Raw genomic sequence first — 26,628 nt, 5'->3', positions numbered from 1 at the left:
GCTAGCGGCGCCTGCTGACAGAGAAGACTCTAGCAGCGCCGTACGTCCGAGCCAAAATCGAATACCGGTCGCTCCGCGTTCACCCGCCGGTCACGACGGCCGCCCCGGCGGGAACCGGTGCGCCCGGCTCGCGCGCCGCCCGTACGCAGGCCCACAGCACCACCGAGGCGCCCGGCAGCCAGGGCTCCCGGTCCTCCGGGGCGACGATCCACCGGCCGGCGCCCTGGCCGGGGGAGTCCGGGCTGTTCAGCATGCGCTGCATCGGCGGCACGGTCACCGCGTCGCCCTTCCCGTGGCAGAGCAGCGGCGGCACGTCCCGGGCCCACTCCTCCCAGGCCAGCAGCCGACGCAGCCGGGGTGCCGCGCCCGGCTGGACGAACAGCAGCGTCCGCCCCCGGTAGGCCGCGACCGGGCCGCAGCCCGGGCCGGAGGCCCACAGCTCGTCCAGCACCCGGCGGCCGAACAGGGCCGGCATGCTGATCACGTCGAAGGCGCGTCCGCAGGGCAGCACCGAGGGCGCCCACGGGCGGGTCTCCCAGAGGGCGCGCATGCTGCGCGGGTACTCGCTGGCGGAGGCGAGCCAGGCCTCTCCGGCCACGCTGACGTACTCCACCGACTGATGCGTCCAGATGTCCACGCACAGCAGCCTGCGCCGTGCGCGCCGCCGGCGCGGCGGAAAGCCCCGTTCGCCGGACAGCGCGGCGGGGAACGGCGTACCCTTCCCGCCGCGCATATGCCGGAGGCCAGTGTCCGGGTGCGACGCGCGGGGGCGCGGACCGGCTCGCGCGGGGGCGCTCAGTCCTCGTGGCGGCGCGGCTGGAGCAGCGTGCGGCCGTACTCGATCATCTTGCCGGCGTAGTCCGGGGTCCAGTCCGCCCGCGCGGCGATCTCGGCGTCCGACAGGGCGTCGAACCGGCGCGGGTCGGCGAGCTGGGCGGCGGCGACGGCCTGGAAGTCGGTGGCCCGCTCGGCGGCCGCCCGGAAGGCCAGGGCCAGCTCGGTGGAGCGGCGCAGCAGCTCCGCCGGGTCCTCGATCGACTCCAGGTCGAAGAATCGTTCCGGCTCCGGTTCGGCGGACTGCGGCTCGAACAGCAGCTGCGCCGGACGCTGGCGCCTGGTGGGCTCGGTCGACTCGGCAGGGGAGTCGGGCATGGACGGACACCTCCGGGGTCTCGGTGGGGCGGGCAGAGAGCTGCTCCGGGCTGCGCCGCCCGGGTTGTGGCCGTCGTCCATTGTCTCGCGGCGATGGCCGGTAGCGGAACGGTGCGCGTGTGGGCGCTATTCCCCGGTGCGCGCCGGAGGCGTGATTCTGGCGCCGCGCATCCGGATCGCACGCGAACCGGTTGTGTCGGTGCAGTTCCGTGTAGTTCCAGTCACCCACAGATCGGGGAGATCCCATGCACGTGCGGACGATCCTGCCCTTCGGCGTCCTGCTGACCGCCTCCGCCCTCGGCCTGGCCGCGGCGGCGCCGGCCGTCGCCGCCGAGACGGCGGTGGTGGTGCAGGGCCAGGTCAGTGCCCCGGGCGGCCTGTCGCAGGCGACCTGCCCGGGAGGCACCCACCTGACCGGCGGCGGGTACCAGCTGCCGGCCGGGACGCACGACACCGTCACCTACAACGGCCCGTCCCAGGACGCCCGCAGCTGGTACGCGCAGGCCGACCACACGGCCGTCAAGGCCTTCGCGGTCTGCGAGACCGAGGACTGACCCGAGGCCCGAGGCCCGAGGCGCGAGCCACGGGACCCGGGGGTGGGAGCGGGGGTCCGGGGCCTACCGCAGGCGGACCCGGTGGCCGCCCAGGTGGTGCAGCACCTCGTGGTTGGCCTCCCAGCCGTCCGGGAAGGTCACCGGGACCCCCAACTGCACCGGCTCGGTCGCCGGGTGCTCGTCCAGCAGCTCGGCGATCCCGGCCCGGGCCACCACGATGCAGGCGTGCCGGTGGCGGGAGGCGAGCACGCAGAGCCGTCCGGTCTCCAGGTGGAAGGCGGTCGCGTCGGGGCGGCCGGAGAGCGGGTGCAGCACCACGGTGACGTCGTACTCGCGGCCCTGCAGCCGGTTGGCGGTGTCCACCGTGACGGCGGGCCCGGCCGTGCCGTCCACCGGGACGCCCGCCTTGAGCAGGGCCGCGCGCACCGCCGCCGCCTGGTCGCGGTGGGCGGTGCCGACGGCGATCCGGTCTGCGGTGAGCGGAGCCGCGCCCTGCTCGGAGTGCGCCGTCAGCCCGCGCTCCAGCAGTCGCCGCACCGTCGCCGCGACCGCCGCGACGGCCTGCGGGTCGGTTCGGACGGTGTGCCGGGCGGGCAGCTCGAGCAGGGCCCAGCCGTGCTCGGCGGCCCGGTCGATCGCCGCGTCCAGGGCGGAGCCGTCGGGGCGGACGGTGCCGGTCAGCCGGCGGTCGTCCGGACCGGTGCCGGAGCGGAACGGGGTGTACGGGTAGAAGGCCCGGGAGATCAGCGGCGCCGCGCTGGCGGGCAGCCGCCAGGAGACCGGCAGCCGGTGCGGCTCGATCTGCGGGTTGTGCGCCAGCATGGTGACCACGGCGCTGCCGGACGGGTCGTACGACAGGCCGGCCCACTGCTCGGTGCCGACCACGGTGAACGGGTCCAGCTGGCCCGGGTCGCCGACGAACAGCGCCCGCTCGAACAGCCGGGCCACCGCGAGCAGGGCGTCCGAACGCATCTGGTACGCCTCGTCGACGATCGCGTGCCGCCACGGCGCCTCGGCCCGCACCCACTGCCACTTGGCCGAGGTGGAGATCACCACGTCGTGCTCGACCAGGTCGGCGATCTTGTCCGAGGGCGTGACGCCGGCGTGCTTCAGCACCTCCGGGCCCGGACGGGCGTCCGCGGCGTGCAGCCGGCCGATCGTCAACTCCGGAGCCTTCTCGGCCAGTCGGCCGACCAGGTCGTCCACTTGGCCGTTGGTCTGGGCGACGATCATCAGCCGCTCGCCGGCCTCGACCAGCTCGCGGGCGGCCCGCACCACGAGCGTGGACTTCCCGGCGCCGGGCGGGGAGTCCACCACCACGCCGCGCGGGGCGCCGACCGGCGGGCGGACGGTCGCGGCCAGGATCCCGGCCACGGCGGCGTCGGCGGCCGCGCCCGGGGCCTGGTCGGGGGCCGACCGGGCGCCCGGGCCCGGCCCGCCGTGCCGGTCGGGCTGGGGGATCGAGGCGGTCATCACTCCCACTCCTCGGAGGCGATCGCGGCGGGTACGGGCGGTGCGGCGCCGGGCGGGCCGCCGTGCGTCCAGGGGGTGTCGTCCGGCTCGGGCAACGGCGCGGACTGGCGGACCGTCAACTCGAACAGGGTGAAGGTGACCGGCTCGCCGGGCTCGGGCAGACTGCCCGGCTCCGGCTCCTTCTTGCGGCCCATGCCGGACAGCACCCGCAGCGTGATGGTGCCCTCGGCGGTGTCGACCGCCACGATCTCGGCCTTCTGCGCGGACGGGCCCGCCCCGGTCTCCGCCCGGGGGGACCCCCACACCCGGTGCACCTCCCGGCCGAGGTCCGCGTGCGGGCGGTCGGCGGTGCGCAGGGTGACCAGCGGGCGGGGCTTGGGGGAGCGGCCGGTGGTGTCCCAGTCCGGCACCACCTCCGTCACCTCGCCGCTGAACGCCTCGCCGGCCAGCCGGTGTTCGGCCATCGCCAGCGGGTCGTCCAGCGCCTCCTGGACGTCCAGCCGGGTCTGCTCGCGCTCGCGCTGGGCGAGCTTGCGGGCGGCGGTGACGGCGTCGTCCTGCCGGGGCTGCGGTGGCTCGCCCGCCGCCAGGCGGTCCCGGTGGCCGGTGTAGGACCAGCGGTCGCCCGTCCAGCGCTCCGCCAGGTGGCCGGCCGGCGGCAGACCGCGCAGCAGGTCCAGGCCCTGCCAGACGTCGCGCCAGGTCGGCAGCAGGACGGCCGTCAGCGCCTCCTCCAGCTGCCCGACCGCGGCCCGCACCGCCGCCCGGGCGTGCTCGGCGGCCTCCTCGTCGTGCTGCTCGGTGCTGTGCCGCAGGGCGCCCACGGCGGAGTCGTAGCGGGCGATCGCCGGGGCGAGCACGGTCTCGTCGAAGCGGGGGTCGGTGGCCGGGCCGGCCGGTGGGTGCAGCAGCTGCCCGTGCTCGTCCCGCGCGGATTCGGCCAGCTCGGCGGCCTCGGCGCCGGTCAGGCCGGGCGGCGGGCGGTGCCAGGCCAGTCGGGCCGCGAGGTGCTGGTCCTCCAGGTGGCTCTGGCCGGTGGCCCAGTGCCGGGCCAGCAGGCCGGTCATCGGCAGCAGCAGGCTGGAGCCGGGCACCTGGGCGCGCTCGCTGAGGTGGGTCAGCCAGCGGCCCAGCAGCGGCACCCGGACCGGGGCCGGGTAGGGACCCGGCTCGTCGTCCTCGACGGTGCGGCGGAAGCGGGTCGAACGGCCGATCAGGGCGAGGTGGTGGATTCCCGCGCCGTTCGGCACGATCAGCTGCGGGGCGTCCGCGCACAGCTCGCGGAACACCTGGGTCTTCTCGCCGGTCTCCGGGTCCTTCTCGGAGCCCTCGACCTGCTCGACGTCGTCGGCGAAGGACTCCAGGTAGGGCAGCAGGTCGGCGGCCAGCTCGGCCAGGAAGTCGAACCGCAGGGTGCGGTTGAGCGGCTGCGGCACCAGGTGCAGCCGGGGCGCGTCCCGGTCGGTGCCCAGCATCATCGCCAGCGGCGCGCCGGCCTCACCGGCGGCGGTCAGCGGGACGAGCACCATCGGGCGGTCGGACAGGTGCCGGTGCCGGACGGTGGCCAGCGGCTCGGCCCGTCCGCTTCGGACGGCCTCCAGGCGGGCCAGGGTGGTGAGGAGACTCATGCCTTCCCCAGGGCTTCCGCGCGCAGGGCGGCCGCGTAGGCCAGGCGCTCGGCGGCGTCGTCGGTGCCGTCCTCCGGCCCGCCCGTCCGGTCTGCACCGCCACCGCCTGCTCCGCCACCGCCGACGCCGGCGGCGGCCAGCGCCGCGGCGACCGTCCGGATGCTGCCCAGCTCGCCGCGCACGCCCCGGCCCAGCTGCTCGACCCGGTCGCCGCAGCGGGCCCGGGCGCGGCAGTGGAAGCCGAGCTCGCACGTGGAGAGGCAGTCCGGGCTGTACGCGGCGGGCACGGCCTCGACCGCGGCGGTCAGCTGTTCGGCGGACCGCGCCGGCGTGCCCGCCTCGTCGGACGCCAGGTCGAAGTCGGTGCCCGGCGGCAGCGCGTCCAGCAACCCGCCGATGCCGGTCATCCGGCTCAGCTGGCGGCGGGTGGTGGCCAGCTCGCGGCGGACGTCGACGGCGACCGCGGTCGGCCGGTTGCCGAAGTCCTTGGGGCAGACCAGCAGCACGCTCGTCCGGGGACTGCCGGGCAGCCCCTGCTCGGTGTAGGGGTCGTCGTCCAGGGGCAGCCCGGCCGCCGCGGCGGCGGCCTGCTGGAGCGCCAGCACGTACACGGCGGCCTGGCGGGCGGCGGCGCCGACCTTGGCCGGGTCCGCGCTGCCGTCGACCACCGGGAAGGACTTGATCTCGACCACCGTGCACCGGCCGCCGTGCACCACGAGCGCGTCCGGCTCCAGGTAGGCCGCGCTGCCGGCCACCTCCAGGCGCAGCAGCGGGTGGTCGAGCAGCGTCCAGGACTCCGGGTCGGCGGCGGCCCGCGCCAGCGCCTGGGCCGTCCGGTCGGCGCGGACGGCCGGGCCGGAGCGCTGCAGCAGGTCCGGCACCTCCAGCGGGGAGTGGCCGTCCACCGGGACGTCGAGGTGGCGGCGGAGCGGCTCCAGCAGTGCGGCGTAGTCGTCCGCCTTCAGCCGGGACTCGAAGATCACGCCGCGGGCGATCGCGAAGGGGGACTGGCCGAAGGGGGCGGGGCGGCCGAGCCGGGCGGCCAGCGCCGACTTGTCGACCCCGGCCGCGTCGAGCACCGCGCGGCGGTGACAGCCCGGATTGGCCGCGAGCGCGGCGAGGGAACGGGCGTTCAGACTGCGCTGGAGGGCCGGTCCGCGCAGCTCGGCGAGCCGCTGGGCGAGCGGCTCAGCGGACCCGCCGGGCGGGACGTTCGTCGAGACGTTCATGGTGCGGCCCAGTGTCGCATCCGGGTCCGACAAGTTGGTGCGGACCGGCCACGGCGGACCGTGCGGGCCGCCGGAAGCGGTGCCCCGCGACCGTCCGCACCGGCCCGCGATCGTGGCCGCCGCCCGGGTGGGGGATCATGGAACCCGGTGCTCGATGGTGAGACCGACCGTTGCACCGCCCCGTTGCGAGGAGCCCCCCATGCCCGCCCGAATCGTGCTGGTCCGCCACGGCGAGACCGAGTGGTCCGCCACCGGCCGCCACACCGGCCGCACCGACATCCCGCTGACCGACGACGGCCGCGCGATGGCCCGGGCCCTCGGCGCCCGCCTCGCCGAGGCCCCCTGGAACGGGCTGCCGGACGCACTCGTCTACACCAGCCCGCTCGGCCGCGCCAAGGAGACCTGCGCCCTGGCCGGCTTCGGCGACCGCGCGGTGGAGCGCCCGGAGCTGATGGAGTGGGACTACGGCCGCTACGAGGGCCGCACCGGCGTGGACATCCGGGCCACCGACCACCCCGGCTGGCTGATCTGGCGGGACGGCGTGCCCGGCGGCGAGAAGCTGTCCGAGGTGGCCGCCCGGGTGGACGACTTCCTCGCCGACCTCAACCGGGAGCACGGCGTCCCGGAAGCCGACACCACCGTGATGCACTGCGCCGACCGGGACGTCGTGCTGTTCGCGCACGGCCACCTGCTGCGCATCCTGGCCGCCCGCTGGCTGGGCCTGCCGCCCGAGTTCGCGCAGCGGTTCAAGCTCGGTACGGCGGCGCTGTGCGTGCTGTCCTGGGAGTACGGCGCCCCGGCCGTGGAGATCTGGAACGACCTCTCCCACCTGGACGCCCTGAACGCCGGGCACTGACGCCCGCTGCGCCCCCGGGCGGCCGCCGCGGCTCCGGCTAGGCGGCCGCCGCCCGGTCGTACTCGGCCAGGAACCGGCGCACCTCGGGTACCGCGGCGTGCGGGCGCAACCGTCCCGCGGTGTCCGCCAGCATGCTCCGGATCCGGGCCGAGCGGACGTCCGCGAACAGCGCGACGGCGGACGAACCGTGGTGCGCAGCGCCGGCCAGGTCCCCCCGGCCGAGGCGGTCGTGGGCCAGCTCGGCGGTGTACAGCACCCGGTTGCGGAGGAAGTGCGGCTCCTGCAGCGTTATGGCCAGCCCGGCCTGCTCGCTGGCGCGGTCCCAGTCGCCGAGCGCGGACCAGCACTGCGACTGGAGGCCGGCGATCTCGGCCTCGCCGAAGAAGGACATCCACTCCGGATCGGCCTCGGAGTGACCGCGGCCGAACAGCGCGTACGCCCGGCCGAGCGCGCGTTCGCAGGAGGCGCGGTCCTGCAGCAGGGCCCAGGCGCCGGCCTCGCGCATGGCCAGCAGCGCGAGCAGGCGGCCGGAGCCCAGGCCGCGGGCGGCGACCTGCCCGGCCTGGGCGGCGCGCAGCGCCTCGCGGGGACGGCCGGCGTCCCGGGCGAGGAAGGCGCTGTTGCAGAAGACGTGGGCCTCCAGCGCGGAGTCCCCGGCCATCCGGGCGGTGGCCAGCGCCTCGGAGTAGAACGAGCGGGCGTCCGCGAGCCGGTTCGAGTCGTGTGCCAACCAGCCCACCGAGATGGCGAGTTCGCCGGCCCCGGCCTGCAGCCGGCGTTCCGTGTCGGCGCTGTACTCGCCCTCGTTGAGCAGCACGTACGCGTTGCGCAGCGACTGCCCGGCGAGCTCGTACAGGGCGTCGGCGCCGTGCGCGTCGTCGGCCAGCCGGATGTCCCGGACGGCCTGTTCGACACCGAGCACCTCGGCGGCGCCGACCCGGCGCAGCGGCGGGACCGGCCCGGGCCGGCCGGGTACCGGCGGGTCGACCGAGAGCAGCGACGGTGCGGCGAACTCCGCACCGGGAAGGGCGCCTCGGCCGGTGAGGACACCGGAGGCGCCGTCGGTACCGGCCTGCCGACCGGCGGCCGCGGCCGGCCGATCGATGCCGATCACGGCGGCCAGCGCGGTGGTGCCGCCGGCCAGGAACGTACGGCGACGCACGTCGTCGTTCTCCTCGTCGAGATAGGGCGATCCATCGGGCCCCCGGGGCACCGCGCCGGGACTCGGCCACGGGGGGCCCTTCGGAGCGGTCGGATCCGCGTACGGCGAGGCAGCGTACGGGAGTTGAGTGGAGAGTGGTGAGCGCGGGGCGGGCAGGGGCGGGAACGGCGGGTGGAGCGGAGGCGGCTCGGCCCGCCCGGTGCCGCCGTCCGCCGGGCGGCGGCGGACGGCGGTCCGGGGGGCGAAGCCGAGGTCGCTGAGCGTGCTGCCCGGCCACATGTGCCGGAAGACCCGCTCGTAGGCGTAGTTGGGGCAGCGGATCTCACCGGACTCGACCCGTCCGACGTAGCGGGCGTCGCAGGAGACGTGCTCGCCGATCTCGCGGGCCGCCCGGCGCACCGCCATGGCGAACTCGCCGGGAGAGCGGTCGCCGCGCAGCGCGCGCATCACGGCGTTGGGGAACGGTCGGTTCGGCTCGGCCGGTGGGGTGGCTGCCATGGCGCCGAGAGTACTCGGAGTCACCGACCGGCCACATTGGGTTGGCGGGAGATATAGGAACAATCCCGGGCAGAGCGGGCTATGTTGCGGGATATCTGCCATGAAATGCCATGCCTTGCTGTAAGGCGCCCCGTGGCCTGGGGTGCATCCCCGGCGTTGTCCTGATACGTGGAAGCCCAGGCCGTCGCCCCGGCCCGTCCCAGCCCGGTGGCCCCTCCGGGCGGCTGTGCTTCCGGATCCGACGAGGTACAGGAGGGCCCATGATGGCCACCGGACTGCCGCAGCACCGACCCGTCGCCGGGGGCGTGCTCTCCGGCGCAGCCCCCGCCCTGCTGCCCGACCCCGCCGACGACCGGATCCCCGGCCGGGGTCCGGCCGAGGGCGGTCACGGCCCCTGCGGCGGCCCCCGGCGCGAACGCGCCGTCCCCGACGAGGGCGCCCTCGTCACCGCCTGCGACACCGTGACGGTCGCCCTGCGCCACGGCCTGGAGGCCGTCGACATCCTGAGACTGCGCCGCGCATGCGGAGTCGTGCTGCAGAGCCGCAACGGCAGCACCGTCTCCTTCCTCGTCCCGGCCGGCACCTGGGAGACCTGGCACCTGCCCGGCAGCTCCTGTACGGCCGGCGCCCTCGTCCCCTCCGCCACCGACCCGCGCTGGGTGATCCCGCCCGCCGGATCCGGACCCGCCGCCCGCCCGACCGACGCCTGGGTGCTCCGCTCCGCCCTCTGCGAGGCCGCCTGCACTCTCACCGCAGGCGGCCTCGGCCCGTTCTAGCGGGCGTGCCGCGCGGATCCCGCCGGACCCACGAGCCCCGCTCGCCCTTCCGGCCCGATCCCCGTGGCACGGCCCTGACCGTCGGGTGTTCCTTCCGGTGGCAGCGACGTTCCCTGCGCCTGCGGCGACGCCTGCCTCTGCGCCTGCGGCGACGCCTGCCTCTGCGCCTGCGGCGACGCCTGCCCCTGCGCCTACGGCGACACCTGCCCCTGCGCCTACGGCGATAATGTCCGACATGGGACGAAGCAGTAGAGCCGCGCGCGGCAGCGAGGCGGCGGTCACGACCGGCGCGGGCGGACGCACCCACGACCAGGGGCCGCTCACCCGTCCCGTCGGCTCCGGCCTGGCCGAGCTGCGGCCCGACCGCGACCGCCCCGCCGCGTGGTCGCTGCTGATCGACGGTGCCCCGCAGTCCATGGTCGACCTCGCCGATCCCACGCACCTCGGCTTCGAGTACCAGCGCCGGCTCGGCCACCTGATCGACCTGGTCGCCCCGCCGGGCCGCCCGTTGACCGTCCTGCACCTGGGCGGCGGCGCCCTCACCCTGGCCCGCTACGTCGCCGCCACCCGGCCGCGCTCCCGCCAGCAGGTCGCCGAGATCGACACCGCGCTCACCGAACTCGTCCGCGCCGAACTGCCGTTGGACCGCGGCTGGCAGATCAAGGTGCGTGGCGGGGACGCCCGCAGCGTGCTGGAGCGCACCCCCGAGGGCACCGTCGACCTGGTCATCACCGACGTCTTCTCCGGTGCCCGCACCCCGGCCCACTGCACCACCGTCGAGTTCACCACCCTCGCCGCCCGAGCCCTGGCCCCCGGCGGCTGGTACTCCGCGAACATTGCCGACGGCGGCGCCCTCCCCTTCGCCCGCTCCCAAGTCTCCACCCTCGGCGCGGTCTTCCCCGAACTCTGCCTGATCGCCGACCCGGCCGTCCTGCGCGGCAAGCGCTTCGGCAACCTCGTCCTGGCCGCCGCCCACACCCCCCTCCCGGTCGCCGACCTGACCCGCCGCGCCGCCTCCGACTCCGCCCACGCCAGGGTCGAACACGGCCGCGGCCTCACCGACTTCGCCGCCGGGGCCGCGCCCGCGACGGACGCCACGGCGGCGCCGTCGCCGGAACCGCCGCCGGGCGTCTTCCGCTGACGGCCGGTGGTCGCCGCCGCGCCCCCGCCGTGACGCGTGCTGCCGACTGCGTCATCGGTGCAGGTCCGCGATCGGGCCTCGCCGCCGGGGCCGCGTCGGCGGGCCGACGACCCCGTCGCGAACGCCGAACCGTTCGGTCCGGCCACCCGGGTCCGCCCCGACCCCCGGTGCGAACTCCCGTCGATGGCGCCGGAAGCGGCCGCCGGGGCCGGCTCCCGGAGCTCCTCCGGGGGCAGCCACCCCGCTCAGTGGCCGCGCGGCAGCCCGCGGTGCTTGCACATGGCCGCTCCGGTGAGCAGCAGTCCGGCGGCGATGGGGGCGAGTACGGCGGTCGCGGTGGTGGAACCGTGCTCCACGGGGGTCACCGTGGCGGTGTCGGCGATGGCGAGGGTCTCGGGCGTCCCGCCGTCGCCCGGTGCGGCAGGGCCGGCGGGGGCCGTCGTTGTGTCCCGATCGGCGGGGGTCCCGGTCGCGGTGTCGGTCTCGGAGGCCTCCAGGATCGGCGGGGCGTCCGCGCCCTCGCCCTGCCGCGGCTCGGTGGAGCGGTTGGTGCCGGGGTGCGTCCGGTCGCCGGAGGGCAGGCCGGCGGGCCCGCCTTCGCAGATGGCGCGGGTCTCGGCCGGGTCGGCCTGGGCGGGGACGGTGTCGAGCAGGCCGGAGGCGATCGCGAAGGCGTCGGGGACGGCCGCCCGCTGGCCGGGCAGCGGCAGCCCGCCGGCCCGGATCCGTTCCTGCAGGCTGCCCCCGGACACTCCGGCGGCTCCTTCGGCTGTGGTGCCGGTGAGGCCCCCGAGGAGCCCGGGGGAGCGGCGCGGCGCCTCGCCCGTCGAAGGCTCCTGGCCGACGGGGCGTGCGGCTGACTGTCCGTCGAGTGCGGGGGCGTCGGGTGCGGCCGTGTCGAGGGCCGGCCCGCCGAGCGCCGGTGCGCCGTGCGGGACGCGGCGGACGGCGGGTCGGGCGGGTTCCCGCAGCGGGTCGGCGGACGCCGCGTACGCGCCGGCTGCGCCGAGGCCCCAGAGCTGTGCGAGCAGGGCTCCGGCGGCTGCGACGACGCGGGGGCGGGGCAGCCACCGCGTGATTCTGCCGCGGGCTCCGGCGACGCCGCGGCTGGCGGGTTCCCGGGGCTTGGTCGCGTGATTGGCTCGCACGTGAGTTGAGAACGAGCGGACGGGCGGTGAGGTCACGCCCGCCGTCACGGACAGTCATCGCGGGAGCGGCCCCGGGCCGGCGTTCCCCGGGGCCACCGACCGCGCGGCGGTCAGGAGTTGGGACGCAGGGTCCAGGTGACCGTCATCACACCGGTGACGGCGCCGTCGGCGCGGGTGATCTCGACGGTGACCGGGAACTCCGGGCGGCCGCCGGCGTCCAGCTCGGCGACGACCTCGGCGGCCGGGCGGCCGAGCACGGCGGTGGCGGTGACCTCACCCATGGCGAGCTTCTTGTACCCGATCTCGGCGTTCACGGCGAGCGGCACGGCCCGGGACAGCTGGTCGCCGAAGGCGGCGAGCACGATGCAGCCGCTGGCGGACTCGGCGAGCGTGAACATCGCGCCGGCGTGCGGGCCGCCGACGTGGTTGTGGAACTCGGCCTGGTCGGGCAGCCGGAGCACGGCGCGCTCCGGGGTGGTCTCCAGGTACTCGAGCTTCAGGGTGTGCGCCATCGGCACGGTGGCGTCGAGCATCTGGCCGATCGTAGGTGTGGTCATGGCGACGATGTTACTAGCCGGTAGCTTCGGGCGGCAGGGGTCGACCGGAAAACCCGGGCCACCGGGCGCAATTGAAGGGGTGCGATATCGGAGGAACGCGAAAACGCCCGAGGGGCCGACCTCTTGAAGAGATCGGCCCCTCGGGCTCTGGGGTGAGTGACGGGACTCGAACCCGCGGCCACCTGGACCACAACCAGGTGCTCTACCAACTGAGCTACACCCACCATCTGTCCGGTCCGTTCCCGCTCTCGCGTTCCCGTTCCGACAGGAAGAACTCTACAGGATCCGAGAGGGTGCTCGCGCCAGGGTTCCGTTCCGGCAGACGCGGCACCCCCGCGGACCCCGTTCCGGGCCACCGCCGGGTGCTACCGGGTCAGCTCGTGGGGGCCTGGTACTTCGCGGCGATGGTGCGCGCGGTGTCGGCGTCCGGGCCGGGCTGGGGGACGAACACGGCCTCGCGGTAGTACCGCAGTTCGTCGATGCTCTCCCGGATGTCGGCGAGCGCCCGGTGGTTGCCGCCCTTCTGCGGGCTGTTGTAGTACGCCTTCGGGTACCAGCGGCGGGCCAGCTCCTTGATCGAGGAGACGTCCACGATCCGGTAGTGCAGGTGCTTCTCCAGGGCCGGCATGTCCCGGGCCAGGAAGCCGCGGTCGGTGGCCACCGAGTTGCCGCACAGCGGCGTCTTCCCGGCCTCCGGCGCGTGCTCGCGCACGTACGCGAGGACCCGCTCCTCGGCCTCGGCCAGGGTCACGCCCTGCTCGAGCTCCTCCAGCAGGCCGGAGGCGGTGTGCATCGCGCGCACCACCTCGGGCATGTTCGCCAAGGCCTCCGCCGGCGGCCGGATGATGACGTCCACGCCCTCGCCGAGGACGTTCAGCTCGGAGTCCGTCACCAGCACCGCGACCTCGACCAGAGCGTCCCGGTCGAGGTCGAGGCCGGTCATTTCACAGTCGATCCATACCAAACGGTCATTCACGCAACTCACCCTACGGCGCGATCACGCGCCGTGGGGACCGGTGGAGCCGAGCGGGGTGCCGGAGCACAGCCCTCGGCCTGGTGCTCCTCCGCCCCGTCGTGCGCGCCGCGGCCGTCCGCGTGCTCGCCCTCCCGGCCGGTGCGGACCGCGTGTCCGTCCCGCCCGGCACGGGCATCGCGCGCCGCCCGGGCGCCGTCGGCCGCGGGCCGACCGCCCTGGCTGCGGACCTGCGGCGCCCGCGCCTGCCGGCCGCGGAGCTCGCCCGCCCCCGGCGTCGGCTGCCCGGCGGGGGCCGCCATCCGTCCGGCGGCCGCACCGTGACCGCGCCCGGCCGCGCCGGGCTCGTCCGCGGGCCGTTCGACCGCGCTCCGGTGCCCCTGGCCCTGACCGCGCGCCCCCGGCTGGGGGAGGCCGTCCTCGGCCGCCGCGTGCTCGGCGGTACGCGGTGGACGTCCCGCCCCCGCGCCCGGCCCGGCCTGCGGCGGCACCAGCGGTGGCCGCACCGGACCGCGCCCCGCCGCACCCTGCTGCCCGGGGTGCGGCTGCTGCGCGGCCGGCTGGTGCGGGTACGCCTGACCGGCACGGGCGTGGAAGGCCTGGGCGGCCGGCGTCCCGGCCTGTCCCGGACCGAACCCGCCCGGCTGACCGTGGCCCATCGGCTGCCCGTGCATCGGCTGCCCGTGCGGACCGACCGGCACCGGCGCCCCCGGCCCGGCCGCGAACGGCTGCGCCGACGGCCCGCCGTGCGCCCCGCCGAACAGCGCTCCGCCCGCCGCCGAGGAGGCCGCCGCGTGCGACAGCGCGCCGGGCAGCCGCAGGTCGCCGCCGTGCGCACCGGCCGCCGCGGGCGACTGCTGCCCGGGACGGCGTGCCCGGTAGCTGGTCCGGTACGCGGCCGGGGACACCCCGAGCTGGCGGCGGAAGTGCCCGCGCAGCGCCACCGGCGAACGGAACCCGCACCGGCGCGCGACGTCGTCCACCGACAGCTCCGAGGTCTCCAGCAGCCGCTGCGCCTGGAGCACCCGCTGGGTGATCAGCCACTGCAGCGGCGCACTGCCGGTGAGCGTGCGGAACCGCCGGTCGAAGGTGCGCCGGCTCATGTACGCGCGAGCCGCCAGCACCTCGACGTCGAACTGCTGGTTGAGGTTCTCCAGCGCCCAGGTGACCACCTCGGCCAACGGGTCGTTGCCGATCTCCTCCGGTAAAGACTGATCGATGTACTGGGCCTGTCCTCCGCCGCCGCGACGGCTGGGCACCACCAGGCGGCGGGCCAGCGCGTTGGCCGCCTCGGCGCCGTGGTCACTGCGCACCACGTGCAGGCACAGGTCGATGCCGGCGGCGGTGCCTGCCGAGGTGAGCACGTCGCCGTCGTCCACGAACAGCTCGCGCGGGTCGACGTGCACCCGCGGGTAGCGCTTGGCCAGGGTCGGCGCGTACATCCAGTGGGTGGTGGCCGGCCGCCCGTCGAGCAGGCCGGCCGCAGCCAGGACGAAGGCGCCGGTGCAGAGGCCGATGATCCGCGCGCCCTCGTGGTGGGCCTTGCGCAGGGCGGTGATGGCCTCGACGGGCGGGGGCTGGGAGATCGAGCGCCAGGCCGGTACGACGATCGTGCCGGCCCGGGCGAGGGCCTCCAGGCCGTACGGGGCGGAGAGGGTCAGGCCGCCCGTGGTCGCCAGCGGCCCCTCCTCGCCGGCGCAGACCAGCAGGCGGTAGCGGGGCACCCCGGCGTCCTGGCGGTCCACGCCGAAGACGGAGAGCGGGATGGAGCTCTCGAAGATCGGGGCGCCGCCGAAGATCAGCACCGCGACGGTCTCCCGGCGGCGTCGGCCCGACAGCTTGCGCGGCGCGGCGGCCGTCACCGACGAGAGCGAGCCGTTCGCACCGGGGCCGCCGCCGTGGCCCAGCGGCCCGTGGCCGGGGGCGGAACCGAGCGCGAGTCCGCCGAGCGGGCCGCCGACGGATCCGGAGGCGCCGTTCGGGCCCGGAACGCCGCCGGGGTGGGCGGGGTGCGAGGGGTGGCCGGAGTAGGCGGGGTAGCCGGGGTTTCCTGCGTAGCCGGGGTGCTCGCCGCCGTACGCCGGTGCGTGGCTGACGAGGCCTCGGCTGACGGGCTGTCCGCCGGTCGGCTGGCCTCCGAACGGCTGGCCGCCGCCGGCGGGGTGCCCCCCGCTGACGGGGAGTCCGGCGGCGTGCTGGCCGCCGGTGTTCTGTCCGGGGCCGTGCTGCCCCGGGCCGTGCTGCCCCGGGCCGCTCTGCCCCGGGCTGCTCTGCCCGGCGAACGGGGGCTGGCCGCCGTACGGTGCCGTTGCGCGGTGCTCGGCGCCGGCCGGGGTCGTGCCCGGGTCACCGGCGGGGGAGGGCACTGCGGGGTACGAGGAGTGCGGGGCGGCGCCCGGGGTGCGGGTGCTGGCGGCGATCGCGGAGGTGGCGGAGGTGCCGGTGCTTCTCGCGGACCGACCCGCGGTGCCGGCCACCGCCTGGCCGCTGTCAGGACCCGCGTCGCTCCTGCTCACCCTGCTCAAGGCGCTCAAGCCCCCTCGGTGGTGTGGTGTGGGTGGTGCGGCACTGCTGGCCAAGATCGAAATCTATCGGGTGGACCATTGCCGTTGTGACAAGTTCACCATCCGACGCTATGTCGACATGGCAATTTGGCGTGATGCATTCGATCACGAAGCGTGGCACCCGTCGACCCTTCTGGGAAGAGGGCCGGGGCAACGGTGGCTGGTTGTCGCGGGGCCGCTCCTGGGGTGTCCGGCCCTCGTGCGCCCGATCGGCGGGTCTGGGCTGCGGATTTGCCCAAGGGGGAGGGATCGGCGCGAAATTGACCGAAAATCGGCGGTGCACGAGAGGGCGCACGGACGTGAGTCGTGCGCCTCCCAGGCTTCATCCGGCCAAGCCTGGTGCGGCGGAACCGGTATCCGGACCGCCGGGTTACGGTCCTGCCGTGAACAGCAACAGCCGGCTCGAACGGGCCAACGACAACGCCGCCGCCTTCTGGCTCGCCCAAGCCCGCGTGCACGGCTGGCGATCCCTCGTTCTCCCCGGTCTGACGGCCGTCCGCTGCGCCCGCACACCGGACGACTCGCACCGCGTCGTGGTGACCCGCCCCTACGCCGAACCCGGCGCGGTGGAAAAGGAGTTGGCGGACCTGCTGAGCGAGTGGTCGACCATACGCTTCACCCTGGAGGACCCGTACGGCGGGCTCGACCTCTCCCGCTTCGGGGCCACCCGGATGCCGGAGATGCCGGTGATGGTCCGGGACCCGGGCCCGGTCGAGGGCGCGACGACCGCCCTGCCCGCGGTCTCGGGGGCGCACGGAGGCGGCAGCCTGACGGTCGATGAGGTGCTGGACGGGGACGGCTTCGCGCTGGTCGAACGCGCGATCGTGGAGGGCTTCCCGCTGCCCGCCCGCCAGCCCTGGGTGCGCGGCGAGGCGCTCCCGGAGCAGTTGCTGGGCGAACCCGGATGGCGGGCGTGGCTCGGCCGCGTCGACGGCGCCGTCGCGGGCACCTGCCTCACCTACGACGACGGGCGGGCCACCGGCGTGTACTGGGTCGCCACCCTGCCCGACTGGCGCGGCCGCGGAGTGGCGAAGGCCGTCCTGCGGACCGCGCTGGTCCACGCGCACCCGGACCGCCCGGCCACCCTGGTCGCCACCACGCTCGGCGAACCGCTCTACCGCACGCTCGGGTTCGTCGAGCAGGCCCGAACCTGCTGGTGGAGCCGCACGTCGGCGGAGGGCTGACCGGCGGGCGCTACCGAGCGACCGCTGCGACCGCGACTGCGGCTGCGGCCGGTGCCGCGGTCGCGGTGACGACGGTGGGTGCGGTGGGTGCGGTGCGCGCGGGGGGCGTCGCGCGTACTGAGGGTGTCGCGGGTGTCGCGGGTGTCGCGGGTGTCGCGGGTGTCGCGGCGAAGGCGGCCCGGGTGGGCGCGGCGGCCCCCTCGTCCGCCGGAGCGAGGGCTGCCGGAGCGAGGGCTGCCGGAGCGAGGGGCGCCGCACGGAGGGGTGTCGGGCGCGCCGCCGGGGCCGGCCCGCAGCCGTCCGCACCCTCCCCCGGCACGGTGCCCGCCCGCGCCCCGGATGCCGCCGCGACGCCGGTGAGGGCGTCGGCGATCACGGCAAACCCGGCGGATCGGTTTCGGACACCGGTTCCGGCTCCGACTCCCGGAGCGCTGTCCGCCCCGGCGTTCGCAGGAAAGGGCGCATTCGGACCCTCCGGGGCGGACGCCGTCGAGAGTGCGCCGGACCGTGCGCCGACCAGCGCCGTCGCCGCCCGCACCGGTACCCCGGCAGCCCGCCGCCGGGCGGGCCCGGTGGCGCGGATCCCCGGCCGGGGCGCCGGCGCGTTGCGCGCGGTGAGCACCTGGCCGACGGCCTCCGGCAGCCCGGCCGCCTTCAGCGTCGGCCGGTAGCCGCTCTCCGCCCACGGCCGGCCGTGGTGCAGCCAGACGCTGCGCAGCCCGGTCAGTTCGGCCCCGGCGATGTCGGCGGGCGCGTGGTCCCCGATCATCCAGGTGTGCGCGGCCCAGTCGCCGGTGGGCACGACGCCGCAGCGCTGGGCGGCCATCTCGAAGATCAGCGGATCCGGCTTGACGCAGTCGGCCTCCTCGGAGATGACCCAGCCGTCGACCAGTGGCCCCAGACCGGTCCGCCGGATCTTCTCCAACTGCGGCCGGGTGCCGCCGTTGCTGACGATCCCGAGCGTCCACCCGGCCGCCCGCGCGGCCTTCAGCGCCTCGATGTGCCGGGGCGGGCAGTGGATGTGGGAGTTGATGCCGCGTCGGTAGTGGGCGAGCAGGAAGTCGGCGGAGACGTCTAGGCCGTAGCGGCGCCGGACCGCGGACAGTACGGTGCTGCGCGGCACGTAGCCGCCGCCGTCGATGGTGACGAACCAGTCGAGGTCGCCGGGCGGGAGGTCGTGATCGGACAGGAAGTCCTGCGCCCAGGCCCGGAAAGCGGCGTCCCGGGGGAGCAGCGTGTTGTCGAGGTCGAACAGGAGCAGGGGCATGCCGAGCATGGTGCCAGCGCCTGCGGCTATGCACCTGGCAAATGCCAGAGCGCGTCGCGAAGCCGTACCAAGTGGCTGGATCGGGCTCCGGCACCTGGCGTACGGATCCCGTCCGGGCCGGGTGCGGATGGTGCGCGGGCAGGCCGGCGGGGCCGGATGCGACCGGTGGGGCGTGACGGTTCGCGACGTGCGGCAACGGATCGTCGCCGATCAATGACAGTCCGGTCACGGTGTCCCGGGGGGCTGTTGCGCCGCCCGGTCCGCTCAGTCAAGCTCCAGGGAACCCCTTTCCGGAGGGGGCGCGATCGCCCGCGGGCAGGGCGCACTGCCACGGCGGGCGCATCCTCCTTTCGCGGGAACAACGTCGCTCCGGGGCTTCGCCGCTGGGCCGGGCCCCGCGCCCGTCGTACTCTGAAAGGAACAGGTCACATACGGTGCTGCGCGGTGCGGACCGACGTCATCCCGTGGGCGGGCCTGCTGCCCGGGCAGCGTTGTCCTCTCCTGTCGGCCCCTCTCCCTCGAAGAGCCGTGAGCCATGGCTGGTTTTGAGCCTCCCCGACCGGTTGAACCGGACACGCCCCGCAGCGCGGGAGCGGCGACCGGGGGACGAGACGGCGTCCGCACGAACCTCGGCCCGGTCGACGGGCTTGCCTCCGAGCGCAGCGACGGCGGCACGGGTGAGTTCGCGGACGGTCCTGTGGACAGCGGAGTGGACGGCGACGGAGTCATTGGCGGGGGCAGTCGTGGAGACGGACGCAGCGACGGACACACCGACGGCCGTGAGTACGGCCATGAGGACGGCCGTGAGGCCGGCCCGGCCGACGGGCGCGGGGGCGCGCACGCCGATGGGTGCGCCGATGCGTGCGGCGAGTCGCGGATCGAGGCTCGCAGCGAGGTGCCGGGGGGCATCGAGGGGACTCGGCCTGCGGAGCCGGATGCCGGTGGCGACGGACCCCACGGTCTCGCACGCGCTCTGCGCGGCTTCGCCCGCCGTGGCAGCCTCGCCCGCCGCGACCGTCCAGGGCCCCGCCAACGGCGTGGCGAGCCCCCGGCCGACCCTGCGGGGTCTCCGGTGACGGGCCGCCTGGGCCCGGGCGCGGAGCGTCCGGAAGCGGCCTCCGGCGCGGCCGACGCCTTCGACGGGCTCTTCGAGCCGTCGGTGCAGGACACCCCCGCGCCGGCGCTCGACCCGACGTTCCAGCACGGAGTGGTGGTCGGCTTCGACGGCTCGCTGTCGAGCGAGCGCGCCCTCGCCTACGCGGTCGGCATGGCGCGTCGTTCGCAGTGCGGCCTGGTGATCGTGCACGTCGCCAACCGGCTGCCGGCCACGGTCTGGGCCGGCTGTGAACCTCCCGTCTTCGTCGATCTCCCCGACCACCGGACCGAGGTCCTCGGCCTGGAGCTCGCCTGCGCGGACTTCCTCGCCGGGGTGCCGTGGATCCTGGTCGAGCGCGGCGGCGACATCTGCCACGAGATCGAGGAGGTCGGCCGCGAGTACGCCGCCGACGCGATCGTCGTCGGCACGACGCACGGTCTGCTCGGCAAGATCTTCGGCTCGGTCTCCGGACGGCTGGCGCGGCGGGCCAACCGCCCGGTGATCGTGATCCCCTGAGAGGTCGTCCGGTCGTCTCCTCCTGGCGCCTCCTCCGCCGTGGCCCGCTCCCCAATGCCGGTTGTGGAGAGGAGCGTTGACCCGGCAGGGCTCGGCTCAGGGCGTGACCGCCGTGACTGCTGCGGCCATCGTGACCTTCGCGGCCGCCGAGGCCTTCGCGGCCGCTGCGGCCGCCGCGGCCGTGACGGTCACGAAGGCGCCGTCACGGCCGCGAAGGTCACCAACGAGTCGGTCACAACACGCCGGTCAGCAACGCGCGGTCACGAGCTGATGCCGAGCTCCCGGGCGATGAGCATGCGCTGGACCTCGGAGGTGCCCTCCCCGATCTCCAGGATCTTGCTGTCGCGCCAGAAGCGCGCGACCGGGAATTCGTTCATGAAGCCGTACCCGCCGTGGATCTGGGTCGCCTCGCGGGCGTTGTCGACGGCGGCCTCGGACGAGTACAGCTTCGCGATCGCGGCCTCCTTCTTGAACGGTTCACCGTGCAGCATCCGGGAGGCGGCGTCCCGCCAGGCCAGGCGGGAGGTGTGGGCGCGCAGCTCCATGTCGGCAAGCTTGAACTGGACGGCCTGGTTGGCGCCGATCGGCCGGCCGAAGGCCCGGCGCTCGCCGGCGTACTTCACGGACTCGTCGACACAGCCCTGGGCCAGGCCGGTGGCCAGGGCCGCGATCGCGATGCGGCCCTCGTCGAGGATCCGCAGGAACTGGGCGTAGCCTCGGCCACGCTCGCCCAGCAGGTTGGCCGCGGGAACGCGGCAGTCGGTAAAGGACAGTTCGCGGGTGTCGGATGCGTTCCACCCGACCTTCGAGTACTTCTTCGAGACCTGGAACCCCGGGGTCCCGGTGGGCACGATGATGGAGGAGATCTCCCGCGTGGGCGAGCGGAATTCGCCTTCTTCACTCGAACGAGCGATCGGTTCGGTGAGCGCGGTGACGGTGACCAGACCGGTGATGTCGGTGCCGGAGTTGGTGATGAAGCACTTGGTGCCGTTGATGACCCACTCGTCGGTGGTCTCGTCGTACCGCGCGGTGGTGCGGGTGGCGCCGGCGTCCGAGCCGCCCTCCGGCTCGGTGAGGCCGAAGGCGCCGAGGAGTTCGCCCGAGGTCAGCCGGGGCAGCCACTCGCGCTTCTGCTCCTCCGTGCCGAAGCGGTAGATCGGCATCGCGCCGAGCGAGACGGCGGCCTCCAGCGTGATCGCCACCGAGGAGTCGACGCGGGCGAGCTCCTCCAGGGCGAGGCCGAGGGCGAAGTAGTCGCCGCCCATGCCGCCGTACTCCTCCGAGAAGGGCAGACCGAAGAGCCCCATCCGCCCCATCTCGCGGACGATCTCGTAGGGGAACTCCTCCCGCTCGTAGAACTCGCCGATCTTCGGCGCCACCACGTCCTGGGCGAACTCGGCGACGGTGCGCCGGAGTTCCTCGTACTCGCTGCTGAGTCGGTGGTCGAGCATGGTGATCCTCCTGATGCCCGGCCTGGTGGCCGCGGGCGTGAGCGGGACGACCGGCGTCCGTCGGTCGGACGGACGCGCGGGTGCGGTCGGGGGTGGGTGGTGGGGGCGGACGGGGTGCGTGGCGCCGGCCGGACCGTACGGGGCGCGACCGGCGCCGGAGCAGCGGCGGGGCGGGTCAGCCCCGGGCGGCGCCGAGCAGCGCCTGGACGGTGCGGGAGGGGCTCGGGCGGCCGAGACGTTCGGCCATCCAACCGCTGGTCGCGACGAGGGCGCGCAGGTCCACGCCGGTCCGGATGCCGAGTCCGTGCAGCATCCAGACCAGGTCCTCGGTGGCCAGGTTGCCGGTGGCGCTCTTCGCGTACGGGCAGCCGCCCAGGCCGCCCGCCGAGGCGTCCACCGTGGTGACGCCCTCGCGCAGCGCCGCGAGGGTGTTGCTGAGCGCCTGGCCGTAGGTGTCGTGGAAGTGCACGGCGAGCCGGTCGGCCGGCACCCCGGCCCGGGCGAAGCCGGTCAGCAGGGCGCTCACCTGGCCCGGGGTGGCCACGCCGATCGTGTCGCCGAGGCTCAGTTCGGAGCAGCCCATCTCCAGCAGCCGGACGCCGTAGCGGACCACCTGCGGGACCGGGACCGGCCCCTCCCACGGGTCGCCGAAGCACATCGAGAGGTAGCCGCGGACCGCGACCCCGGCCTCGGTGGCCCGCGTCACGACCGGGTGGAACATCGCCATGGCTTCGTCCGCCGAGCGGTTGAGGTTGCGGCGGGCGAAGGTCTCGGTGGCGCTGGCGAACACCGCGATGTCGCCGGCGCGGTGGGCGAGCGCGCGGTCCAGGCCGCGCTCGTTGGGCACCAGGACCGGCAGCCGCAGGCCGGGGTGGCGCTCCGGCAGGTCGGCGAGCCTGGGCATCAGGTCCTCGGCGTCGGCCAGCTGGGGCACCCACTTCGGGTGCACGAAGCTGGTGGCCTCGACGGTGCGCAGGCCGGCGGCGGCGAGCCGGGCGATGAACTCGGCCTTGACCTCGACCGGCACCAGGGCGCCCTCGTTCTGCAGGCCGTCGCGGGGGCCGACCTCGTGGATCCGGACCTCCTCGGGCAGGCCGGGGGCGCGGACGGGGTCGGGCAGGCCCAGGTCGAGGGCGTCGGGTTCGCGGGCGGGGGCGGTCACGACCTCACCTCCGCGGGCTCCGCGGGGGCGCCGGCCGGCTCGGCGGCGGTCTCCCCGCCGGCGGCCTCCTCGACCGGGGTGACCACGACCAGCAGGTCCTCCATCGCGACGGTGGCACCGGCGGTGGCCCGCAGTTCGGCGACCACGCCGTCGTGCGGCGCGGCGATCACGTGTTCCATCTTCATGGCCTCCAGCACGAGCAGGGGCTGGCCCTTGCGGACCGTCTCGCCCGCCGTGGTCTTGACGACGGTGACGGTGCCCGGCATCGGGGCGGTCAGCGCGCCGTGGTGGGCGCCGGCCCCGGCGGCGCTCTCGACGGCCGGGTCGTAGGTGTGCATCGGCCAGGCGTCGCCCTCGATGCCGAGCCAGGTCACCGGTCCGGCGGCGAGGCCGGGGGTGGCGTCGGTGGCCAGCGAGAACGTGGTCTGCAGGCCGTCGACGGTCAGGTGCAGCCGGTTGCCGGCCAGGGCCGCGCGGGCGCGGTGCACCGCCCCGTCGCCGAGCCGGAGCTCCACCTCACGGGCCCGCCCGGCGGAATTGTCAGTGGCGTCGACTACGTTGCTCGCAGTGATCGAACGGATGCGCACCGAGACCGGGTCCTGGCCGGAGGTACGGAGTCGGTGGGTCGTCCAGGCGGGGGTGCCGCTCAGGCGCCAGCCGGAGGGAAGGGAGAACGGGTCGGTCCAGCCGCCGGGGGTGGCGGCCGGGGTGAGTTCCAGGTGCCGTGCGAGCGCGGCTGCGAAGTAGAGGAGGTGCGCGGGCGACGGCGGTTCGGCCGCTGCGGCGTCGGTCCCGTTCCCGGGGTGGGCGGGCGCCGTGGCCTCGGCCGGGGCGGTCGCGTTGACGGGGGAGTACGACGAGGTGAGCAGGGCCGGCTGCTGCTGGGCGGTCTGCTCCACGAGGCCGGTGTCCAGTCGGCCGGCGGCGACCTCGGGGTGTGCGAGGAGCCGCCGCAGGAAGCCGGTGTTGGTGGTGACACCCAGGATGCGGGTGTCGGCCAGCGCGGCGCGGAGCCGGCGCAGCGCGGTCGGGCGGTCGGGCCCGTACGCGATGACCTTGGCGAGCATGGGGTCGTAGGCGCTGGTGACGACGGTTCCGGGGGCGACTCCGGAGTCGACGCGGATGCCCTCGCCCTGGGGCTCGTCCAGGGTGAGGATGCGGCCGCCGGTGGGCAGGAAGTCCCTTTCCGGGTCCTCGGCACAGATGCGGGCCTCGATGGCGTGGCCCAGGAAGGAGATGTCGGACTGGGCGAAGGAGAGCGGTTCGCCGGCGGCGACGCGCAGCTGCCACTCGACCAGGTCGAGCCTGGTCGCGTCGGCGCCGACGGCGACGGCGAGTTCGGTGACGGGGTGTTCCACCTGGAGACGGGTGTTCATCTCCATGAAGAAGAAGTCCCGCACCCCCTCGGCGGCGGAGGGGGCGTCCGGGTCGATGCCGGGGACGATGAACTCCACGGTGCCGGCCCCGGTGTAGCCGCAGGACTCCGCGGCACGGACGGCCGCGGCGCCCATCGCGGCGCGGGTCTCGGCATTGAGGAGAACGGAGGGAGCCTCTTCGATCAGCTTCTGGTGGCGGCGCTGCAGACTGCACTCGCGCTCGCCGAGGTGGATGGTGGTGCCGTGGGCGTCGGCCAGCACCTGCACCTCGATGTGGCGCGGCCGGTCGATCCAGCGCTCCAGCAGCAGGGTGTCGTCGCCGAAGGCGGTCCGCGCGACGCGGCGGGCGGCGGCGATCTCGGTGGGCAGCTCGGCCCTGTCCCGCACGAGGCGCATGCCCTTGCCGCCACCGCCGGCGGACGGCTTGAGCAGCACCGGGTAGCCGATCTCGTCGGCGGCGGCGACGAGCTCCTCGTCGGTGGGCGCGGTGGCCTGGCTGCCCGGGACCACCGGGACGCCGGCGGCCCGGACGGCCTCCTTGGCGTTGATCTTGTCGCCCATCAGCTCGACCGCACCGGGAGGCGGTCCGATGAAGGCGAGGCCGGCGTCGGCGCAGGCGCGGGCGAAGCCGGCGTTCTCGGCGAGGAAGCCGTAACCGGGGTGGACGGCCTGGGCGCCGGTGCGGCGGGCGGCGGCGAGGATCTGGTCGGTCCGCAGGTAGGTCTCGGCGGCCGAACTGTCGCTGCGGTCGGCCGGGCCGAGCCGGACCGCGACGTCCGCCTCGCGGACGTGCGGAGCGTCGGCGTCCGCGTCGCTGAACACGGCGACCGAGCGGACACCGAGCCGCCGCAGGGTGCGGATCACCCGGAGGGCGATCTCGCCGCGGTTGGCGACCAGAACTGTGTCGAACATGGGAGGCGTTCCTCCGGGTCGAGGGGAGCCGTACGAAGGAGGTGGCGGTGGGCGGTCGGGCGCCGGCCCGGGGTCGGACCGGCGCCGTGGACGTCACACCCGGAAGGGAGGGATCACGAACGCAGGGGCGCCATGAGGAGGAATCACATGCGGAAGACGCCGTACGGGGCCGGCGGCGCCAGCGGGGCGTTGGCGCAGGCGGTGAGTGCGAGGCCGACGACGGTGCGGGTGTCCATCGGGTCGATCACACCGTCGTCCCAGAGCCGGGCGGAGGCGTAGTAGGCGTTGCCCTGGCGCTCGTACTGCTCGCGGACGGGGCGCTTGAACTCCTCCTCCGCCTCGGTCGGCCACTGCTCGCCGTGCGCCTCCAGCTGGTCGCGGCGGACGGTGGCGAGGACGGAGGCCGCCTGCTCACCGCCCATCACGGAGATCTTGGCGCCCGGCCACATCCACAGGAAGCGGGGTGAGTAGGCCCGGCCGCACATCGAGTAGTTGCCGGCTCCGTACGAGCCGCCGATCACCACGGTCAGCTTCGGGACGCGGGTGCAGGCGACGGCGTTGACCATCTTGGCGCCGTGCTTGGCGATGCCGCCCGCCTCGTACTGCCGGCCGACCATGAAACCGGTGATGTTCTGCAGGAAGAGGAGGGGGATGCCGCGCTGGTCGCACAACTCGATGAAGTGGGCGCCCTTGAGGGCCGACTCGGAGAACAGCACGCCGTTGTTGGCGACGATGCCGACCGGGTGGCCGTGGATCCGGGCGAAGCCGGTGACCAGGGTCGCGCCGTACTCGGCCTTGAACTCGGCGAAGCGGCTGCCGTCCACCAGGCGGGCGATCACCTCGCGCACGTCGTAGGGCGTGCGCGGGTCGACCGGGACGGCCCCGTACAGGCCCGCCGGGTCCACGGTCGGCGGCTCGACGGGGGCGAGCGGCCAGGGCTTGGCCGCGCGCGGGCCGAGCCCGGCGACGATCGTGCGGACGATGGAGAGGGCGTGGGCGTCGTCCTCGGCCAGGTGGTCCGTCACACCCGAGGTGCGGGAGTGCAGGTCGCCGCCGCCCAGTTCCTCGGCGGTGACCACCTCACCGGTGGCGGCCTTCACCAACGGTGGCCCGCCCAGGAAGATCGTGCCCTGGTTGCGGACGATCACGGCCTGGTCGCTCATGGCCGGGACGTACGCGCCGCCGGCCGTGCAGGAGCCGAGCACCGCGGCGATCTGCGGGATGCCCGAGGCGGAGAGCCTGGCCTGGTTGTAGAAGATCCGGCCGAAGTGGTCGCGGTCGGGGAAGACCTCGTCCTGCATCGGGAGGAAGGCGCCGCCGGAGTCCACCAGGTAGACGCAGGGCAGCCGGTTCTCCAGCGCGACCTCCTGGGCGCGCAGGTGCTTCTTCACCGTCATCGGGTAGTAGGTGCCGCCCTTGACGGTGGCGTCGTTGGCGACCACCACCACCTCGCGGCCGGCGACCCGGCCGATGCCGGCGATCACTCCGGCCGCGGGCGCCGCCCCGTCGTACATCCCGTCGGCGGCCAGCGGGGCCAGCTCAAGGAAGGGCGAGGCCGGGTCGAGCAGGGTGTCCACCCGGTCGCGGGGCAGGAGCTTGCCGCGTGCGGTGTGTCGGGCGCGGGCCTTGGCACCGCCGCCCTGGGCGGCCGCGTCGAGCTTCGCGCGCAGCTCGGCGACCAGCTCCTGGTGCGCCTCGGTGTTGGCGCGGTAGGCCGCGGAGCCCGGGTCGACGGAGGTGCCGAGCCGGGGCGCCGGTGCGGCGGCTCCGGGCGGTACGGCGGTCGGCGCCGCCGCCGTGCCGTTCGCCGCGCTGAGCTGGATGCCGGTGGCTGTGCCGGCGGTTGAGATGACCATTCCCAAGAGCTCCCTTGCCCTCGGCACCAGGTGGGCGCCGCTGCGCCCAAGGGGTCCCACGTTAATTAACGTTAACTTACGCCGCCCAGGTTAACGA

Annotated in this window: 20 protein-coding genes, 1 tRNA gene and 1 pseudogene; 6 read left to right on the top strand and 16 right to left on the bottom strand. The window is 75.3% G+C overall.

The features are described from left to right. Positions 1–79 precede the first annotated feature (79 nt). Together ABTY56_RS12770 and ABTY56_RS12765 are read right to left on the bottom strand one after the other, a co-directional pair. The gene (locus tag ABTY56_RS12770; RefSeq protein WP_350628698.1) at positions 80–637 is read right to left on the bottom strand and encodes a bifunctional DNA primase/polymerase; all 558 of its coding nucleotides are present in this window, start codon (positions 635–637) and stop codon (positions 80–82) included. Between the two features lie 158 nt (positions 638–795). Further along, positions 796–1,152 carry a DUF8844 domain-containing protein gene (locus ABTY56_RS12765; RefSeq protein WP_350628696.1) on the bottom strand — a complete coding sequence of 119 codons (357 nt, stop codon included), beginning with the start codon at positions 1,150–1,152 and terminating at the stop codon, positions 796–798. Positions 1,153–1,397: 245 nt separating this feature from the next. On the opposite strand from ABTY56_RS12765, the gene ABTY56_RS12760 reads away from it, so the two are divergent. Further along, positions 1,398–1,706: a hypothetical protein gene (locus ABTY56_RS12760; protein ID WP_350628694.1), complete on the top strand. Its 309-nt coding sequence runs from the start codon at positions 1,398–1,400 to the stop codon at positions 1,704–1,706. Between the two features lie 63 nt (positions 1,707–1,769). Here the strand turns inward: ABTY56_RS12760 and ABTY56_RS12755 are convergent, their stop codons facing one another. The 3 genes from ABTY56_RS12755 to ABTY56_RS12745 are packed head-to-tail and all read right to left on the bottom strand — an operon-like array spanning position 1,770 to position 6,036. Continuing rightward, positions 1,770–3,179 carry an AAA family ATPase gene (locus tag ABTY56_RS12755; protein WP_350628692.1) on the bottom strand — a complete coding sequence of 470 codons (1,410 nt, stop codon included), beginning with the start codon at positions 3,177–3,179 and terminating at the stop codon, positions 1,770–1,772. After that, positions 3,179–4,807: a hypothetical protein gene (locus ABTY56_RS12750; protein ID WP_350628690.1), complete on the bottom strand. Its 1,629-nt coding sequence runs from the start codon at positions 4,805–4,807 to the stop codon at positions 3,179–3,181. Before ABTY56_RS12750 ends, ABTY56_RS12755 begins: the two co-directional genes overlap by 1 nt. Next, positions 4,804–6,036: a hypothetical protein gene (locus tag ABTY56_RS12745; RefSeq protein ID WP_350628688.1), complete on the bottom strand. Its 1,233-nt coding sequence runs from the start codon at positions 6,034–6,036 to the stop codon at positions 4,804–4,806. The genes ABTY56_RS12750 and ABTY56_RS12745 overlap by 4 nt, the downstream gene beginning before the upstream one ends. 199 nt (positions 6,037–6,235) lie before the next feature. On the opposite strand from ABTY56_RS12745, the gene ABTY56_RS12740 reads away from it, so the two are divergent. Further along, positions 6,236–6,892 carry a histidine phosphatase family protein gene (locus ABTY56_RS12740; RefSeq protein WP_350628687.1) on the top strand — a complete coding sequence of 219 codons (657 nt, stop codon included), beginning with the start codon at positions 6,236–6,238 and terminating at the stop codon, positions 6,890–6,892. Positions 6,893–6,929: 37 nt separating this feature from the next. On the opposite strand, the gene ABTY56_RS12735 is transcribed toward ABTY56_RS12740, so the two are convergent. After that, entirely contained in the window at positions 6,930–8,552 is a 1,623-nt protein-coding gene (locus tag ABTY56_RS12735) for an NsdA family TPR-like regulatory protein (protein WP_350628686.1), read from the bottom strand. Positions 8,553–8,812: 260 nt separating this feature from the next. Here ABTY56_RS12735 and ABTY56_RS12730 point away from each other — a divergent pair, with 260 nt between their 5' ends. Together ABTY56_RS12730 and ABTY56_RS12725 are read left to right on the top strand one after the other, a co-directional pair. Beyond that, positions 8,813–9,328: a hypothetical protein gene (locus tag ABTY56_RS12730; RefSeq protein WP_350628685.1), complete on the top strand. Its 516-nt coding sequence runs from the start codon at positions 8,813–8,815 to the stop codon at positions 9,326–9,328. Between the two features lie 235 nt (positions 9,329–9,563). Then, positions 9,564–10,469 carry a spermidine synthase gene (locus ABTY56_RS12725; protein WP_350628684.1) on the top strand — a complete coding sequence of 302 codons (906 nt, stop codon included), beginning with the start codon at positions 9,564–9,566 and terminating at the stop codon, positions 10,467–10,469. Positions 10,470–10,714: 245 nt separating this feature from the next. Here ABTY56_RS12725 and ABTY56_RS12720 read toward each other — a convergent pair whose 3' ends face one another. The 5 genes and pseudogenes from ABTY56_RS12720 to ABTY56_RS12700 all read right to left on the bottom strand — a co-directional run. After that, positions 10,715–11,617: a hypothetical protein gene (locus ABTY56_RS12720; RefSeq protein WP_350628683.1), complete on the bottom strand. Its 903-nt coding sequence runs from the start codon at positions 11,615–11,617 to the stop codon at positions 10,715–10,717. Between the two features lie 110 nt (positions 11,618–11,727). Continuing rightward, positions 11,728–12,174, bottom strand: a complete 447-nt coding sequence (locus ABTY56_RS12715; protein WP_350628682.1) for a DUF4442 domain-containing protein — start codon at positions 12,172–12,174, stop codon at positions 11,728–11,730. Between the two features lie 148 nt (positions 12,175–12,322). Then, a tRNA-His gene (locus ABTY56_RS12710) sits at positions 12,323–12,398 on the bottom strand. A 149-nt stretch (positions 12,399–12,547) separates the two neighbouring features. Further along, the gene (gene orn / locus ABTY56_RS12705) at positions 12,548–13,150 is read right to left on the bottom strand and encodes an oligoribonuclease (RefSeq protein WP_350628681.1); all 603 of its coding nucleotides are present in this window, start codon (positions 13,148–13,150) and stop codon (positions 12,548–12,550) included. A gap of 841 nt (positions 13,151–13,991) precedes the next feature. Continuing rightward, a pseudogene (locus ABTY56_RS12700) lies at positions 13,992–15,009 on the bottom strand (helix-turn-helix domain-containing protein); the annotation flags it as partial. Between the two features lie 1,085 nt (positions 15,010–16,094). On the opposite strand from ABTY56_RS12700, the gene ABTY56_RS12695 reads away from it, so the two are divergent. Next, positions 16,095–16,895, top strand: a complete 801-nt coding sequence (locus ABTY56_RS12695; protein ID WP_350628679.1) for a GNAT family N-acetyltransferase — start codon at positions 16,095–16,097, stop codon at positions 16,893–16,895. A gap of 10 nt (positions 16,896–16,905) precedes the next feature. Here ABTY56_RS12695 and ABTY56_RS12690 read toward each other — a convergent pair whose 3' ends face one another. Further along, positions 16,906–18,162 carry an HAD family hydrolase gene (locus ABTY56_RS12690; protein ID WP_350628677.1) on the bottom strand — a complete coding sequence of 419 codons (1,257 nt, stop codon included), beginning with the start codon at positions 18,160–18,162 and terminating at the stop codon, positions 16,906–16,908. A gap of 1,072 nt (positions 18,163–19,234) precedes the next feature. Between ABTY56_RS12690 and ABTY56_RS12685 the strand changes: the two genes are divergently transcribed. Then, positions 19,235–19,774: a universal stress protein gene (locus ABTY56_RS12685; protein ID WP_502893095.1), complete on the top strand. Its 540-nt coding sequence runs from the start codon at positions 19,235–19,237 to the stop codon at positions 19,772–19,774. A gap of 260 nt (positions 19,775–20,034) precedes the next feature. On the opposite strand, the gene ABTY56_RS12680 is transcribed toward ABTY56_RS12685, so the two are convergent. The 4 genes from ABTY56_RS12680 to ABTY56_RS12665 all read right to left on the bottom strand — a co-directional run bounded on the left by ABTY56_RS12680 (position 20,035) and on the right by ABTY56_RS12665 (position 26,531). Beyond that, positions 20,035–21,225, bottom strand: coding sequence for an acyl-CoA dehydrogenase family protein (locus ABTY56_RS12680; protein WP_350628675.1), 1,191 nt, complete (start codon positions 21,223–21,225; stop codon positions 20,035–20,037). Between the two features lie 175 nt (positions 21,226–21,400). After that, entirely contained in the window at positions 21,401–22,387 is a 987-nt protein-coding gene (locus tag ABTY56_RS12675; RefSeq protein ID WP_502893094.1) for a hydroxymethylglutaryl-CoA lyase, read from the bottom strand. Then, positions 22,384–24,675, bottom strand: coding sequence for an acetyl/propionyl/methylcrotonyl-CoA carboxylase subunit alpha (locus tag ABTY56_RS12670; RefSeq protein WP_350628673.1), 2,292 nt, complete (start codon positions 24,673–24,675; stop codon positions 22,384–22,386). Before ABTY56_RS12670 ends, ABTY56_RS12675 begins: the two co-directional genes overlap by 4 nt. Before the next feature lie 143 nt (positions 24,676–24,818). Further along, on the bottom strand, positions 24,819–26,531 hold the full coding sequence (locus ABTY56_RS12665; protein WP_350628671.1) for a carboxyl transferase domain-containing protein: 1,713 nt from the start codon (positions 26,529–26,531) through the stop codon (positions 24,819–24,821). Positions 26,532–26,628 lie beyond the last annotated feature (97 nt).

This window comes from Kitasatospora sp. NPDC097691, from assembly GCF_040302665.1.
Classification (GTDB): domain Bacteria; phylum Actinomycetota; class Actinomycetes; order Streptomycetales; family Streptomycetaceae; genus Kitasatospora.
The sequence above is the reverse complement of the archived record's forward strand: the minus strand, read 5'-3'. Positions and strand labels throughout refer to the sequence as shown.